Raw genomic sequence first — 14,627 nt, 5'->3', positions numbered from 1 at the left:
TGGGTAGCGTCGCGAGGGTGGGTGAACGGGTACTCGTCGCGCTGGGCGGCAACGCCATGACAGGTCCTGACGGCAGCGCCTCGCCGCAGGCTCAGCAGAACGCGGTCGAGGCGGCGATGCGGCAGGTCAGGGCGCTGATAGACGCCGGGCACCAGGTGGTGCTCACCCACGGCAACGGGCCGCAGGTGGGCAACCTGCTGCTGAAGAACCAGCTCGCGGCCGCCGTCGTGCCGCCCGTGCCGCTCGACTGGTGCGGCGCGCAGACACAGGCCACGATCGGCACGCTGATCCTCAACGCGCTCGGCCGCCCCGCCGCCACGGTCGTCACCCGCACGCTGGTCGACGCGGGCGACCCCGCCTTCGCCGATCCGGTCAAGCCGATCGGACGCTACTTCACCGAGGCGGAGGCGCGCAGGTTCGAAAAGCTCGGCCAGAGCTGGCGGCGCTTCGAACGCGGCTGGCGGCGCGTGGTCGCCTCACCTGAGCCGCTGGAGATCCTCGACGCGCCCGCCGCGACCGCGCTGATGGCCGCGGGCTTCACGGTGGTGGCCGCGGGCGGCGGCGGGGTTCCCGTGGTGCGGCAGCGGGACGGCTCGCTGACGGGCGTGGAGGCGGTCGTCGACAAGGACCTCGCGGCGGCGGTGCTGGCGCGGGCCGTCGGGGCGCGGATCCTGGTCATCGCGACCGACGTGCCGCAGGCCGTCGTCGGCTACGGCGGGCGGGACCCGAGGCCGATCGGTCAGATCTCCGCCGGTGAGCTGCGTGTCCTGCACGCCGCTGGGCACTTCGCCGGGGGGAGCATGGGACCGAAGGTGGAGGCGGTCCTGCGGTTCGTCGCGGCAGGCGGCGAGCGGGCCGTGATCACCTCGCTGGAGCACATCGCCGATCCAGGCGCAGGAACGAGAGTGGAGAGATAGATGCCCGAACCGATCGAAGTGCGCAAGGTCGCCATCGAGAGCGTGACCGACGCCTCAGGGCTCGAGAAGCTCATCGACGACGGGGTGATCGAGGCGCACCGGGTGCTCGCGGTGGTCGGCAAGACCGAGGGCAACGGCGGCGTCAACGACTACACCCGCATCCTGGCCGACACCGCCTTCCGCGGGGTGCTGGCCAGGAAGGGCCATCCCGCGCCCGAGAGCGTGCCGCTGGTGTGGTCGGGCGGCACCGACGGCGTGCTGAGCCCGCACGCCACGATCTTCGCCACCACCGCCGACGCCCCCGCCTCCGACGAGCCCAGGATCTCGGTCGGCGTGGCCATGAGCGAGGTGATCCTGCCCGAGGACATCGGCCGCCCCGCCATGGTGGAGAAGGTCGCCGCGGGCGTGCGAGAGGCGATGAAGGTCGCCGGCATCGACGACCCGCGCGACGTCCACTACGTGCAGACCAAGACCCCGCTGCTCACCCTGGCCACCATCACCGACGCCAAGAGCAGGGGCAAGGACACCGCCATCGAGGAGACCGGCCCCTCCATGGACCTGTCGAACTCCACCACCGCCCTCGGCGTCGCCGTCGCCCTCGGCGAGATCGAGATGCCCTCGGCCGACCAGATCCACCGCGACCTGTCGCTCTACAGCAGCGTCGCCTCCTGCTCCAGCGGCGTCGAGCTGGACCGCGCCCAGATCGTCGTCGTCGGCAACGTCAGAGGCATCGGCGGGCGCTACCGCATCGGGCACAGCGTCATGAAGGACGCCCTCGACGCCGACGGCATCTGGGAGGCCATCCGCGACTCGGGCCTGGAGCTTCCCGAGCGTCCGCACCACACCGACCTCGGCGGACGCCTGGTCAACGTCTTCATGAAGTGCGAGGCCGACCCCTCGGGACGTGTGCGGGGACGGCGCAACATCATGCTCGACGACTCCGACGTGCACTGGCACCGTCAGATCAAGGCCACCGTCGGCGGCGTGGCCGCCTCGGTCACGGGCGATCCCGCCGTGTTCGTCTCCGTGGCCGCCGTCCACCAGGGACCCTCAGGCGGTGGTCCTGTGGCCGCCATCGCCGACCTGTCCTGACCTCAGGCCAGGCCGTCACGGCGCGCACGGGCGCGGCCACCGCGCTCATCGGTGGCTGCCCGTCCTGCACGCCGCCCGGCGGGACCGCGGCCGGGCGCCGTCAGGTCTCGAGGTGCTCCACGTTGGCCACGTCGGCGGGGTCCGTGCTGGCCGTACCCGCGAACCACGCGTCGAGGATCTCCTTCAGCAGCGGCTCGGAGACCACACGCAGGCTCAGCGCCAGCACGTTCGCGTCGTTCCACCTGCGCGCGCCGTCGGCGCACAGCGCGGCGCGCACGCCCCGCACCTTGTTGGCCGCGATGGAGGCGCCCGTGCCCGTCCAGCAGCACACGACCGCCTGCTCTGCCCTGCCCTCGGCCACGTCGCGCGCCGCCGCCTCGCAGGCCCAGGCCCAGTCGTCGCGCTCGGCCTCGTTCAGCGCGCCGTGCGTCACCACCTCGTGCCCTCGCTCGCGCAGCTCGCCGACGATCCGCGCGGCCACGCCGTCGAGGCTGTCGGCGGCCACCGCGATCCGCATGGCTCAGTCGACCTCCGCGCTCCCGTTGACCCGCAGCTTGCGGCGGGCGCGCTCGTAGAAGGTCGTCGTGCCCAGCCGTACGACCCAGGAGGCACCCAGCACGGCGGTCACGTTCAGCCGGTCGCCGGGGGCCAGCGTGCCCATCACCGCGCCGTCCACCTCGACGGCCAGCGTGCCGCTGGTCGGCAGCAGCTCCAGCGTGACCTCCTCGTCGGCCGACAGCATGACCGCCCTGTTGAACGACGAGTGCGCCGCGGCGGGCACCACCAGGAACCCCTCGACCAGCGGCGAGACGATCGGGCCTCCCGCGGAGAAGCTGTAGGCCGTCGACCCTGTCGAGGTCGCCATGATGACCGCGTCGGCCGCGTAACGCACGAACGGATGGCCCTGCACGGCCACCGACACCGCCGCGATGCCGTCGCCCGGCACCCGCACCAGCGCGATGTCGTTGAACGCGGTCACCTCCTGGCCGTCGCCCAGCGCCGCGCGCACCGCCATGCGCGGCTCCACGGTGTAGCGGTGCTCGTCGATCGCCGACAGCGCCTCGGGCAGCTCGTCGACGTCGATCTCGGCGAGGAAGCCGAGCCTGCCCAGGTTCACGCCGAGGATGGGCGTCTTGAGCCCCGCGATGAGCCGCATGGTGCGCAGCATCGTGCCGTCGCCGCCGAGGCTGACGAGCAGGTCGGCGCGCTCGCACAGCACCTCGGGCTCCACCGCGACGGCGCTGCAGTGGATGCGGTCCACCTCGTCGGGCAGGCCCAGCACCGTGACGCCTCTGGCGGTGGCCCACGAGACGATCGTCTCGATCGCTGTCTCGGAGTCACGCCGAGGATGCAACACCAGCCCAACGGTACCGATCATGCCCATACCGACCACTCTACTGAGACGGGAGAACCTGACGTCGCTCAGAGGGCCAGGGGTCCCAGGTCGTGGACGATCTCGGCGAAGTCGCGGATGAGGCAGGTCTCCGCGGCCGAGCGCCAGACGAGAGCCCAGCGGGCGGGGGAGACCGACACCCTGGCGGCCAGCGGGTGGGTCGCCGACATGGCGAGCACGACGGGCTCGGTGAAGACGACGGGGCCGACGGTCAGGTCGCGCTCCTCGACGGGCAGCCACACGATCGCCAGGTCGGCCTCGCCCGTGCGCAGCCGGCCGAAGGGGTTGCCGAAGTCGAGGTGGCGGTGGCGCACGTCGCAGCCGGGGTGGCGGGTCGCGAACGAGTCGAAGTAGATGCGCCACCAGCGGCCCGCGGGCGTCATCGTCGCCTTCACGGTGACCGACATCGCGGCGGAGTTCGACAGGCTCGTTCGCGAGGGCGCCAACATCACCATGGAGCTGCGCCAGGAGCCGTGGGGGAGAAGCTGCTGCAGCTCGCCGACCCCAACGGCGTCGTGGTCCAGCTCGTGGAGTGGGTGGCCCCCGCCGGGACGTGAGGCCGGCCGAGGCCGGCTGAGGCCGGACCGGGACGTCGCGGACCGGCCCGCAGGGCCCGGTAGTCTCGGACGTTGTGCCGAGCATTCCGCAGCCCCTTGTCCCAGGTGACGACGGGAGCGCCGACGACGCCGTCGCCGCCGCGCTGACCGCCTTCTCCTCAGGTACGGCCGACGCCACCGCCGTCCTGTCGGTGCTGAGCACGTCCAGGCTGCTGGTGCCGGTCGTGGCGCTGCTGACCGAGTCCGAGGTGGGCGAGCACGGGCTCAGGCAGGAGAAGGAGAGCGAGATGGCTCTCCCCAAGCTCATCGGCAAGGACGGCAGGCAGGCGGTGATCGCCTTCACCGGCGTCGAGGCGCTCACCCGATGGCGTCAGGACGCCCGGCCCATCCAGGCGACCACGCTGCAGGTGTGCCAGGCGGCCGTGCACGAGGGCGCGGCGGCCGTGGTGGTGGACGTGGCGGGCCCGGTGCCCTTCGTCATCGAAGGCGGCGTGCTCGAGGCGATGGCCGCGGTGGAGTCGGGCACGCTCGACCAGGTCGGCCCCTCGGTCACCGTGGCGCGATTCGCCGAGAGCACCGAGCCGAGGCGGCGCCGCTTCCCCTGGTCGCGCCGCCGCTGACCACCCGATCGCTCGAGGAGCCCGGCGTCACGGCGGGTCGCCCGCGCCGCCGGAGCGGCGTGATGGAGGCACGCCCGCCGGTGACCGCGGTGGCCGTTCCGTGCGTGAGCCGTACGGAAAGCCCTGACAGAGCCCCCGGAGCACGGGGAGGATGGCGGGATGGTCTGGGCGGCGGCGCTGGCGGGGTTTGTCGTGGGTGTCCTGGTGCGCGCGCTGGCCGACGGGTTCGAGCCCGACCCCGTCGACCCCCGGGCCGAGGCCGGGCGGGCGTTCGCCGGCCTGCCGGGCAGGGTGCGCCTGGCCAAGCCGGTGATCGAGGCGGCGACCGCGGCCGTGTTCGCGCTGCTGGCCTGGCGGATGGAGCCGGTCTACCTGCCCGCGCTCCTGTACGCCGCGGCCGTCGGGAGCGCCCTCGCCGTGATCGACTGGCGCACCCAGCGGTTGCCCGACGTCCTCACGCTGCCCTCCTATCCGATCCTCGCCCTCCTGCTGCTCCCCACGGGCCGCCTCGCCGACGCGCTGCTGGGCGGCGCCGCGCTGCTGCTGCTGTACGGCGTGCTGTGGTTCGTCAGGCCGACGGCCATGGGTCTTGGCGACGTCAAGCTGGCCGGGCTGATCGGCATGGCCGCGGGCGCGGTCGGCTGGAACGCCTGGGTCGCCGCTGCGCTGGCGGGACAGCTGCTCGGCGCCCTCTACGCCATCGCCCTCCTGGTCCTGAGAAAGGCCGACAGGTCGGCGGAGTTTCCCTTCGGCCCTTTCATGCTGGCAGGCGCGCTCTGTCTCGCCTGGTGAGCGGTGTCCATCTCACCGCTCCGCGCATGGAAGACTTGTGAGCATGTTGCGTTGGTTGACCGCCGGAGAGTCCCACGGCCCCGAACTCGTCGCCATCCTGGAAGGCCTGCCCGCGGGGGTGGAGGTGACCACGGCCGCGATCGACGAGGCGCTGCGCCGTCGCCGCCTCGGCTACGGCCGCGGCGCCCGGATGAAGTTCGAGGAGGACAAGGTCTCCATCGTCGGTGGCCTGCGCCACGGCCGCACGCTGGGCAGCCCCGTCGCCATCCGCGTCGGCAACACCGAGTGGCCCAAGTGGGAGAAGGTCATGGCGGCCGACCCCGTCGACCCCGCCGAGCTCGAGGGCATGGCGCGCAACGCGCCCCGCTCGCGCCCCCGCCCCGGCCACGCCGACCTGGCGGGCATGCAGAAGTACGGCTTCGACGACGCCAGGCCCGTCCTCGACAGGGCCTCCGCCCGCGAGACCGCCGCTCGCGTCGCGCTCGGCGAGGTCGCCAAGCGCTTCCTCAGGCAGGCCCTCGGCGTCGAGCTGTTCAGCCACGTGGTGTCGATCGGCGCCGCGCAGTCGCCGGGCAACGTCTTCCCCGTCCCCGCCGACCTCGAGGCGATCGACGCCGACCCCGTCCGCTGCGCCGACCCGGAGGGCAGCGCCGCGATGGTGGCCGAGATCGACAGGGCGCACAAGGACGGCGACACCCTCGGCGGCGTCGTCGAGGTCCTGGCCTACGGCCTGCCGCCCGGCCTCGGCAGCTACACCCACTGGGACCGCCGCCTCGACTCCCGCCTGGCCGGCGCCCTCATGGGCATCCAGGCCATCAAGGGCGTCGCGGTCGGCGACGGCTTCGAGACCGCGCGCAGGCCCGGCTCGCGGGCGCACGACGAGATCGAGTACACCACCGAGGACGGCGTCAGGCGCGTCACCAACCGCGCGGGCGGCGTCGAGGGCGGCATGACCAACGGCGAGGTGCTGCGCGTCAGCGTCGCGATGAAGCCGATCTCGACCGTCCCGAGGGCCCTGGCCACGATCGATGTCAAGACCGGCGAGGCGGCCAAGGCCCACCACGAGCGCTCCGACGTCTGCGCCGTCCCCGCGGCGGGCATCGTCGCCGAGGCGATGGTCGCCCTGGTGCTGGCCGACGCGGCCCTCGAGAAGTTCGGCGGCGACTCCGTGGAGGAAGTCGCCCGCAACCTGTCCGGATACCTCTCCTCGATGGTGATCAAATGACCAAGGTCGTGCTCATCGGTCCGCCAGGGTCGGGCAAGACGACACTGGGCCGTCTGCTGGCGCAGCGGCTCGGCCTCACCTTCCGCGACACCGACTCCGACGTCGAGGCTGTCGCGGGCAAGGCCGTGAGCGAGATCTTCATCGAGGACGGCGAGGAGCGCTTCCGCGAGCTGGAGCACGAGGCGGTCCGCGCGGCGCTGGCCGAGCACGACGGCGTCCTGTCCCTCGGCGGCGGCGCGATCCTGCACGAGAAGACCCAGGAGCTGCTCGGCGGCCACCCCGTGGTCTACCTCGAGGTCGGCCTGGCCGACGCCGTCCAGCGGGTCGGCCTCGGCTCGGCCCGTCCGCTGCTGGTGCTCAACCCGCGCAGCCAGCTGAAGAAGCTCATGGACGAGCGCCGCCCGATCTACGAGCGCCTGGCTGTCCTCAGAGTGGTCACCGACAAGCGCGACCCCGAGGAACTGGTGGAGGAGATCGTGAAGGGGCTGCCGGCATGAGCGCCACCCGCATCACGGTACGCGGCGAGAGCCCCTACGACGTGGTCATCGGCACCGGCGTGCTCGCCGAGCTGCCCGGCCTGCTGGGCGAGGGCGTCCGCACGGTCGCCGTCGTCCATCCCGCCACGCTGCCCGAGATCTCCCGCCCGGTGTGCGGGGCGCTGGAGGGGGCCGGCTACGACGTCGTCTCCCTGCCGGTCCCCGACGGCGAGGCGGCCAAGTCCGTCGAGGTGGCCGCCCAGCTATGGTCGGCCTTCGGCAGGTACGGCATCAGCCGCTCCGACGCCGTCGTCGGCGTGGGCGGCGGCGCGACCACCGACCTGGCGGGCTTCGTCGCAGGCACCTGGCTGCGCGGCGTCAAGGTCGTCCTGGTGCCGACCACGCTGCTGGCGATGGTCGACGCCGCGGTGGGCGGCAAGAACGGCATCGACACCCCCGAGGGCAAGAACCTCGTCGGCACCTTCCTGCCTCCGGCGGGCGTGCTCTGCGACCTGGCCACACTGCCCTCGATGCCCCGCGACGACTACGTCGCGGGGCTGGCCGAGATCATCAAGGGCGGCTTCATCGCCGACCCGACCATCCTCATGCTGGTCGAGGACGACCCCGCCGCCGCCACCACGCCGGAGGGCGAGCACACCCGCGCGCTCATCGAGCGCAAGATCCAGGTCAAGGCCGACGTGGTCGGCGCCGACCTGCGTGAGGCGGGCCTGCGCGAGATCCTCAACTACGGTCACACGCTCGCCCACGCCATCGAGCGCGCCGAGCACTACCAGATCAGGCACGGCGAGGCCGTCGCGATCGGCATGGTCTACGCCGCCGAGCTGTCGAAGCTGGCCGGCAGGGCCGACCTGGTCGAGCGCACCCGCACCATCCTGACGTCGGTGGGCCTGCCCACCTCCTACCGCAAGGACGCCTGGCCCGAGCTGCGCGACCACATGCGGCTCGACAAGAAGAACCGCGGCGCCAAGCAGCGCTTCGTCGTCCTCGACGGCCTGGCCAAGCCCGGCCGCCTCGAGGACCCGCCTGAGGAGCTGCTGGAGGCCGCCTACCGCGAGGTGGCGCGATGATCTACGTGCTGAACGGGCCCAACCTGGGGCGCCTGGGCACTCGCGAGCCCGAGATCTACGGGGCCGACACCTACGCCGACCTCGTCGAGCTGTGCGTGTCCACAGGCAAGGAGCTGGGCCTCGAGGTCGAGGTCAGGCAGAGCGACTTCGAGGGCGAACTCCTCTCCTGGCTGCACGAGGCCGCCGACCGGCGCATCCCCGTCGTGCTCAACCCCGCCGCCTTCACCCACTACTCCTACGCCGTGCGCGACGCCGTCGCCATGCGGACGGCGCCGCTGATCGAGGTGCACATCTCCAACCCCGCCGCTCGCGAGGAGTTCCGCCACACCTCCGTCGTCGCGGGCGTGGCCACGGGCACGATCGCGGGCTTCGGCCTGCAGTCCTACGTCCTTGCCCTGCGAGCGATGGCCGACCTGATCAGATGACGCACTACCGTTCGTTCGTCGCCCTCGGCGACAGCTTCACCGAAGGACTCAACGACCCCGGCGTCGACGGCCACTTCCGCGGCTGGGCCGACAGGGTCGCCGAGGTACTGGCCACCAAGGAGCCCTCCTTCCAGTACGCGAACCTGGCCGTGCGTGGCAAGCTCATCGACCAGATCGTGGCCGAGCAGGTCCCCACGGCGGTCGCGATGAAGCCCGACCTGGTCAGCTTCTGCGCGGGCGGCAACGACCTGCTCAGGCCGGGCAGCGATCCCGACCAGATGGCCAAGAAGCTGGCCGGGGCCGTCCGGCAGCTGCGGGCCACCGGCGCCGAGGTGCTGCTGTTCACCGGCGTCGACCCGCGCGACACGCCGCTCATGCGGCGCATGCGCGGCAAGTTCGCCATCTTCTACCTGCACCTGCGCTCCATCGCCGACCTGTACGGCTGCCGCGTCGTCGACCAGTGGTCGATGCAGGCCATCCGCGACTGGAGGGCGTGGAGCGACGACCGCCTGCACATGAACGAGGAGGGGCACCGCCTGGTCGCCGCCCGCGTGCTCGATGTGCTGGAGGTTCCCTGCGACGACACCTGGCGCAAGGACTGGCCCTCGCGCTCCGTCGACCCCAGGGTGAAGCGGCGCGAGGACGCCCGATGGGTCAAGGAGTTCCTGGTGCCGTGGGTCAACCGGCGTCTGCGCGGCACCTCCTCGGGCGACGGGCTCGACCCCAAGCGGCCCGACCTCAGGCCGTGGGAACTCCGCTAGATCTGATCTAGCGACGATCTAGCGCCTCCTTGGTGAGAGGAGGTGCGAGATGACGCCCAAGGGCCCGCTGCGGACAGCGGTGATCATCGGCAGCACACGCGAGGGCAGGGTCGGCGAGAGCATCGGCCGATGGTTCGCCGCCCGTGCCGAGCTGCGCGACGATCTCGCGGTCTCGGTGCTCGACCTGGCCGACTACGCCTTCCCCTGCTGTTTCCCCGCCGTGGCCACACCCGCGATGCGCGCCTTCTCCCGCGCCGTCGCGGGGGCCGAGGCCTTCGCCGTGGTCACTCCCGAGTACAACCGCAGCTTTCCCGCCTCGCTCAAGCAGGCGATCGACTTCGCCTACGACGAGTGGCAGGCCAAACCGGTCGGCTTCGTGTCCTACGGCTCGGGCTCCGACGGCTTCTACGCGATCGAGCAGCTGCGCACGGTCTTCGCCGGACTGCACACCGTCACCGTGCGTGACGGGGTGGGCATCGACCTGCTCGGCGGGGGAGTGGACGACGGCGGCACGCCGTACGACACCGACGAACGCTCGCTGGCCGTGACCACCATGCTCGACCAGCTCCTGTGGTGGGGCCTCGCGCTGCGCGCCGCCCGCGCCACCCGGCCCTTCGCCTCCTGACCACCAAGGAAGAGGAAGACATCTCATGACAGAACTGGCAATCGAGACAAGAGGTTTGATCAAAACTTTCGGCGACACCCGCGCCGTCGACGGCCTCGACCTGGCCGTCCCCGCCGGCATGGTCTACGGCGTGCTCGGCCCCAACGGGGCGGGCAAGACCACCGCGGTCAGGATGCTGGCCACCCTCCTGCGCCCCGACGGCGGCGAGGGCAGGGTGTTCGGCCACGACATCGCCCGCGAGGCCGACGCCGTGCGCAACAGGGTGAGCCTGACCGGCCAGTACGCCTCGGTCGACGAGGACCTCACCGGCATGGAGAACCTCGTCCTGCTCTCGCGGCTGCTCGGTCACCGCAAGCCGGCCGCGAAGGAGCGGGCCGCCCAGTTGCTGGAGGCCTTCGGCCTCACCGCCGCGGGCGGACGGCTGGTCAAGACCTACTCCGGCGGCATGCGGCGCAGGATCGACATCGCCGCCAGCATCCTCAACACCCCCGACCTGCTCTTCCTCGACGAGCCCACCACCGGGCTCGACCCCCGCAGCCGCAACCAGGTCTGGGACATCATCCGCATCGTCGTCGCCCACGGCACCACGGTGCTGCTGACCACCCAGTACCTCGAGGAGGCCGACCGTCTGGCGGGCCGCATCGCCGTCATCGACAGGGGCAAGGTCATCGCCGAAGGAACTCCTGGCGAGCTCAAGTCCTCCGTCGGCGCGGGCGCCGTCCACGTACGGCTGCGCGATGCCGGTCAGCGGCCAGAGGCCGAGCGGCTGCTGGCCAAGGCGCTCGACGCGCCCGTCTACCTGGAGGCCGACCCCGTCGCGCTGACCGCCCGTGTCTCCGCCGACGGCGCCGCCGCCGCCGAGCAGGCCGCCCTCGCCCTGTCGGAGCTGGCAGGGGCGGGGATCGTCGTCGACGACTTCTCCCTCGGCCAGCCCAGCCTGGACGAGGTCTTCCTCGCCCTCACCGACCACCCCGCAACCGAGAAGGAGATCGCGGCATGAGCACGGACACCTCAGCATCCACCACCGCCTACGTGCCGGTGGCCGAGACCCTCGGCACCGTTCTCGCCCCCTCCTCCCGCCCGCCGCGCCCGAGCGCGCTGTCGGCGTCGGTCACCTTCGGCTGGCGGGCGATGCTCAAGATCAAGCACGTCCCCGAACAGCTCTTCGACGTCACGGCTTTCCCGATCATGATGACGTTGATGTTCACCTTCCTGTTCGGCGGGGCGCTGGCGGGCTCGCCTGGGCAGTACCTCCAGTTCGTCCTGCCCGGCATCATGGTCCAGAGCGTCGTGATGATCACCATGTACACCGGCATCGAGGTCAACAAGGACATCGAGCGGGGCGTGTTCGACCGCTTCCGCACGCTGCCGATCTGGCGGCCCTCGCCCATGGTCGGCTACCTGCTGGGCGACATGCTCCGCTACGTGATGGCCTCGGTCGTGATCCTCATCGTCGGACTGATCCTCGGCTTCCGTCCCGCGGGCGGCATCGCGGGGGCGGCGGCGGGCATCGCGGTGCTGGTCGGCTTCTCCTTCGCCTTCTCCTGGCTGTGGACCATGCTCGGCCTCCTCCTGCGCAGCGAGAAGTCGGTGATGGGGTGGAGCATGATGGTGCTGTTCCCGCTGACCTTCCTCAGCAACGTCTTCGTCGACCCGAGCACGATGCCGGGCTGGCTGCAGGTCTTCGTGGTGCACATCAACCCGATCAGCCACCTGGTGGCCTCGGTCCGCTCGCTGATGTCGGGCCAGCCGAACGTCGCCGAACTCGGCTGGGTCCTGATCGCGGGCGTCGCCCTGATCGCGATCTTCGGCTCCCTGACCATGCGCCTGTACAACCGCAAGTAGCCCCACCCGGAGACCCGAACCCTCGGGCCCCGCCCGGAGAATCTGACGGTTCTGAGAATCCGGACCGCCGGCTCCATCGCCCGAGGGATCTGGTCTGCCGGCCAGTCGCATGGATCGGCGACTCGCACGAACGGCCGAACCCTCGTATCGCCAAGCCCGTGCCCCTCGATTCGGGTACGGGTTGGCCAGCGCCACGATTCAGCTGCGCCGTGAAAAGCTCGTCCACCTGGAGGTCGGCGACTTCGATCCCGCCTCCTGCCTGATCCACCGTCCGGGCGGAGACCACCAGATCCGAGCGGGCCCGGCAGGTCGCCTGTCAGGCCGGGACAGGATCGGTGCGCAGCATAGCGATCAGGCTCGGCGTTCCGGCTCCTCCACGCTGTGCGGCGACAGCCCGGTCGAGCAGGGCCTGCATGGGTTCCAGCAGTGCGGTGCTGATGCCTTGTTCCCTGCTCGCACTGAGGATGTTGGCGAAGCTCACCGCCTGCATCTGCAGGTTCGAGTCGTCGTCGTCGGCGCCGTCGCCGGCGTCCATGGCCTCGGCTACGGCGGGAAGGGCGGCGGTCATGGCGTTGAGCCACGAGACCACCATCGGGGCGAACTCCGCTGCGGGGACCTTCTCCGAGCCGACCATGGCGGCAGCCTGATAGACGCCGCCGAACATGCCGTACATGGCGGCCAGCAGCGCCAGGTCGTACAGCGAGGCGTGGCCGGCGTCCGCGTTCAGGTACGTGGCCGTGCCCAGCGCGCCAAGGGCGCGCTCGTGGACGCCGAAGGCACCGGCCGATCCGCTGTAGAGGATGACCGCCTCGGGGCGCCCGATCATCACGGGCACGGCCATGATGCCGCCATCCAGATAATCCGCCCCGTACCCGGCGGCCCATTCGGCCGCCTCGCGCGCCTGCTTCGGTGTGCCGTTGGTGAGGTTGACCAAGGTACGGCCCGCGATCGAGCCGGACAGCGGGCCGAGGATCTCGTGCACGACGGCGTAGTCGAGCACGCAGATCACCACGACCGGACTCGCGGCGATCGCCTCGTCCACGGTGTTGGCCACGGTCGCGCCCCGCACGGCCAGTTCCTCCGCCTTGCCGATCGAGCGGTTCCAGACGGTCGTGGGGTGACCGTTGTCCAGGAACGCACCCGCCAGCGCTCTTCCCATCGCGCCGAGTCCGATGACCGTCACCGGTGTGCGGTTGGCGTCTTCCATGTCTTACTCCAGTCCAAGGTCGGTTCATCCGATGCCCATATGCGCACGCCCCGGTCCCGGATGCGGGGGGGCTTCGGGGCACGTTCGATGCTGGCCGTCCACTGGACTTTCCTCAAGTACCTACTATTTTCTCAGGTACTGGTCCTTTCGTAAGTGTGGAGTCGGTGTTGAAGAAACAGGGTTACACGTGCGGGCTCGACGCCGCCGTCGACGTCGTGGGCGGCAAGTGGAAAGCGCTGATCCTGTGGGCGCTTCACTACGCACCCCTGCGGTTCGGGGAGTTGAAGAGGTCGGTGCCAGGAATCAGCGAGAAGATGCTGATCCAGCAGTTGCGAGAGATGGAGACCTACGGTCTGGTCCATCGCGAGGTCCACCACCAGGTCCCGCCGAAAGTGGAGTACTCCCTGACCGAGTTCGGCCACTCGCTCAACACCGCCCTCATACCGCTGGGCGATTGGGGCGAGAAGCACATGCGAACCATCGAGGCCATTCCCCGTGGCTGACGTCGGCCTGCTGCGGCAAGGGGTCCAGCCAAGGCGCGCCCACAAGCGCTCACTCCGCCCAAGCGGGCGAAGCGAGCGCTTGAAAGGGCGTGACCGCAGTGAGCCGGCCCGGGCCGCGTCCCTGAAGGGACGGTGCAGGAACGCCTTCTCAGCGGGGGTTCATGATGTCGGTGATCCGGAGGAACCCGTCCGTGCCGTGGCCACGCCCGATGGCGCGGCGAGCCAAGCCTTCAGCCGCACGCATCACGCTCGCGTCGATGCCGTGAGCCTCGGAGGTGTGGACGATATGGGCCATGGACGACACCGCCGACGTGATCGGGTTGTCCTCACCGGAGAACCGCCCGCTGTCCACATCGTCCGCGCCCAGTTCGAAGATCGGCGGAAGGATCGCGCCGATGCCCTTGGCGAACGGTGCCAGCTCCCGTGCGCTGACCCCCTCGGCTCTGGCCACCGCCAACGCGTGCGCGTAACCAGCCATCGCGGTCCAGAAGATGTCGAGCAAGGCGATGTCGTACGCAGCGGCCCGGCCGACGTCCTCACCGAGGTGGGTGTGGGTGCCGCCCAGGGCGTCCAGCACTGGCCGGTGCTCGCGGTACAGCGCCTCAGGGCCGCTGTGGAGGAAGACTCCGGCCGGTGTGCCGATGGTCGTGGTCGGCGTCATGATCGCACCGTCCAGGTACCCGATGCCGTGCTCGGCCGCCCAGACTGCGGTGTCCCGGGCTCGATCGGGGGTGTCGGCGTCAGGTTCACGACCGTGCGCCCCTTGAGCGCGTCGGTCACCGCACCGCGCCGCACGACGGCGTCCGCCGCGTCGTAGTTCACCACGCAGACCACGGTCAGCCTGCTCGCGGCGACCGCCTCTTCGGGCGATCGGGCGCCGACCGCGCCCCGCTCGACCAGCTCCCGGTCCTTGCCCGGCGTCCGATTCCAGACCGTGGTCCGCAGCCCGGCATCCAGAAAGGCTCTGGCCAGCGCCCGGCCCATCGGCCCCAGGCCGAGCACGGTGACGGCAGACTGTTCAATGTGCGAGGTCATGCCTAACTCCTCGAAAATAAGCAAAACGGTTACGAATGGGGATGAAAATGACGCGGAGCCGTGCCC

The 14,627-nt window shown here is 71.0% G+C and carries 19 protein-coding genes; 13 read left to right on the top strand and 6 right to left on the bottom strand.

Features of this window, described 5'->3' with window-relative positions:
- The first annotated feature begins 17 nt into the window (after positions 1 to 17).
- Entirely contained in the window at positions 18 to 917 is a 900-nt protein-coding gene (locus tag FHR33_RS11520) for a carbamate kinase (RefSeq protein WP_312895473.1), read from the top strand.
- The gene (bar, locus tag FHR33_RS11515) at positions 918 to 2,009 is read left to right on the top strand and encodes a barbiturase (protein WP_183645963.1); all 1,092 of its coding nucleotides are present in this window, start codon (positions 918 to 920) and stop codon (positions 2,007 to 2,009) included.
- 100 nt (positions 2,010 to 2,109) lie between these two features.
- On the opposite strand, the gene FHR33_RS11510 is transcribed toward bar, so the two are convergent.
- The 3 genes from FHR33_RS11510 to FHR33_RS11500 form a co-directional block, all read right to left on the bottom strand.
- A complete protein-coding gene (locus FHR33_RS11510; RefSeq protein ID WP_183645961.1) occupies positions 2,110 to 2,526 on the bottom strand; it encodes an RpiB/LacA/LacB family sugar-phosphate isomerase in 417 nt (138 codons plus the stop codon).
- Positions 2,527 to 2,529: 3 nt separating this feature from the next.
- The gene (locus tag FHR33_RS11505; protein WP_312895472.1) at positions 2,530 to 3,366 is read right to left on the bottom strand and encodes an NAD(+)/NADH kinase; all 837 of its coding nucleotides are present in this window, start codon (positions 3,364 to 3,366) and stop codon (positions 2,530 to 2,532) included.
- A gap of 65 nt (positions 3,367 to 3,431) precedes the next feature.
- The gene (locus FHR33_RS11500) at positions 3,432 to 3,857 is read right to left on the bottom strand and encodes a LysR substrate-binding domain-containing protein (protein ID WP_183645957.1); all 426 of its coding nucleotides are present in this window, start codon (positions 3,855 to 3,857) and stop codon (positions 3,432 to 3,434) included.
- 176 nt (positions 3,858 to 4,033) lie between these two features.
- On the opposite strand from FHR33_RS11500, the gene FHR33_RS11495 reads away from it, so the two are divergent.
- The 10 genes from FHR33_RS11495 (at position 4,034) to FHR33_RS11450 (ending at position 11,816) form a co-directional block, all read left to right on the top strand.
- A complete protein-coding gene (locus FHR33_RS11495; protein ID WP_183645956.1) occupies positions 4,034 to 4,579 on the top strand; it encodes an SseB family protein in 546 nt (181 codons plus the stop codon).
- A 159-nt stretch (positions 4,580 to 4,738) separates the two neighbouring features.
- On the top strand, positions 4,739 to 5,371 hold the full coding sequence (locus tag FHR33_RS11490; protein ID WP_183645953.1) for a prepilin peptidase: 633 nt from the start codon (positions 4,739 to 4,741) through the stop codon (positions 5,369 to 5,371).
- A 43-nt stretch (positions 5,372 to 5,414) separates the two neighbouring features.
- Complete coding sequence (gene aroC / locus FHR33_RS11485) at positions 5,415 to 6,596, top strand: chorismate synthase (RefSeq protein ID WP_221241057.1); 1,182 nt, start codon at positions 5,415 to 5,417, stop codon at positions 6,594 to 6,596.
- Entirely contained in the window at positions 6,593 to 7,093 is a 501-nt protein-coding gene (locus FHR33_RS11480; protein WP_183645951.1) for a shikimate kinase, read from the top strand. Before aroC ends, FHR33_RS11480 begins: the two co-directional genes overlap by 4 nt.
- Positions 7,090 to 8,160 (top strand): 3-dehydroquinate synthase, encoded by a 1,071-nt coding sequence (gene aroB / locus FHR33_RS11475; RefSeq protein WP_183645949.1) that lies wholly within the window; start codon positions 7,090 to 7,092, stop codon positions 8,158 to 8,160. Before FHR33_RS11480 ends, aroB begins: the two co-directional genes overlap by 4 nt.
- Positions 8,157 to 8,585, top strand: a complete 429-nt coding sequence (gene aroQ, locus FHR33_RS11470; RefSeq protein WP_183645948.1) for a type II 3-dehydroquinate dehydratase — start codon at positions 8,157 to 8,159, stop codon at positions 8,583 to 8,585. The genes aroB and aroQ overlap by 4 nt, the downstream gene beginning before the upstream one ends.
- A complete protein-coding gene (locus FHR33_RS11465) occupies positions 8,582 to 9,346 on the top strand; it encodes an SGNH/GDSL hydrolase family protein (protein ID WP_183645946.1) in 765 nt (254 codons plus the stop codon). Before aroQ ends, FHR33_RS11465 begins: the two co-directional genes overlap by 4 nt.
- Before the next feature lie 49 nt (positions 9,347 to 9,395).
- On the top strand, positions 9,396 to 9,971 hold the full coding sequence (locus FHR33_RS11460) for an NADPH-dependent FMN reductase (protein ID WP_183645944.1): 576 nt from the start codon (positions 9,396 to 9,398) through the stop codon (positions 9,969 to 9,971).
- 25 nt (positions 9,972 to 9,996) lie between these two features.
- Positions 9,997 to 10,971 (top strand): efflux ABC transporter ATPase subunit, DrrA-related, encoded by a 975-nt coding sequence (locus FHR33_RS11455; protein WP_183645942.1) that lies wholly within the window; start codon positions 9,997 to 9,999, stop codon positions 10,969 to 10,971.
- Positions 10,968 to 11,816 (top strand): ABC transporter permease, encoded by an 849-nt coding sequence (locus FHR33_RS11450; protein ID WP_183645941.1) that lies wholly within the window; start codon positions 10,968 to 10,970, stop codon positions 11,814 to 11,816. The genes FHR33_RS11455 and FHR33_RS11450 overlap by 4 nt, the downstream gene beginning before the upstream one ends.
- A gap of 316 nt (positions 11,817 to 12,132) precedes the next feature.
- Here the strand turns inward: FHR33_RS11450 and FHR33_RS11445 are convergent, their stop codons facing one another.
- The gene (locus FHR33_RS11445; RefSeq protein WP_183645939.1) at positions 12,133 to 13,023 is read right to left on the bottom strand and encodes an NAD(P)-dependent oxidoreductase; all 891 of its coding nucleotides are present in this window, start codon (positions 13,021 to 13,023) and stop codon (positions 12,133 to 12,135) included.
- Between the two features lie 167 nt (positions 13,024 to 13,190).
- Between FHR33_RS11445 and FHR33_RS11440 the strand changes: the two genes are divergently transcribed.
- On the top strand, positions 13,191 to 13,526 hold the full coding sequence (locus FHR33_RS11440; protein WP_183645937.1) for a winged helix-turn-helix transcriptional regulator: 336 nt from the start codon (positions 13,191 to 13,193) through the stop codon (positions 13,524 to 13,526).
- Between the two features lie 148 nt (positions 13,527 to 13,674).
- On the opposite strand, the gene FHR33_RS50100 is transcribed toward FHR33_RS11440, so the two are convergent.
- Positions 13,675 to 14,187, bottom strand: coding sequence for an imine reductase family protein (locus FHR33_RS50100; protein WP_246451772.1), 513 nt, complete (start codon positions 14,185 to 14,187; stop codon positions 13,675 to 13,677).
- Positions 14,184 to 14,561 carry an NAD(P)-binding domain-containing protein gene (locus FHR33_RS50095; protein ID WP_246451771.1) on the bottom strand — a complete coding sequence of 126 codons (378 nt, stop codon included), beginning with the start codon at positions 14,559 to 14,561 and terminating at the stop codon, positions 14,184 to 14,186. Before FHR33_RS50095 ends, FHR33_RS50100 begins: the two co-directional genes overlap by 4 nt.
- Positions 14,562 to 14,627: the final 66 nt, after the last annotated feature.

Origin of the sequence: Nonomuraea dietziae, from assembly GCF_014195505.1 — a bacterium.
Lineage (GTDB): Bacteria > Actinomycetota > Actinomycetes > Streptosporangiales > Streptosporangiaceae > Nonomuraea > Nonomuraea roseola.
The sequence above is the reverse complement of the archived record's forward strand: the minus strand, read 5'-3'. Positions and strand labels throughout refer to the sequence as shown.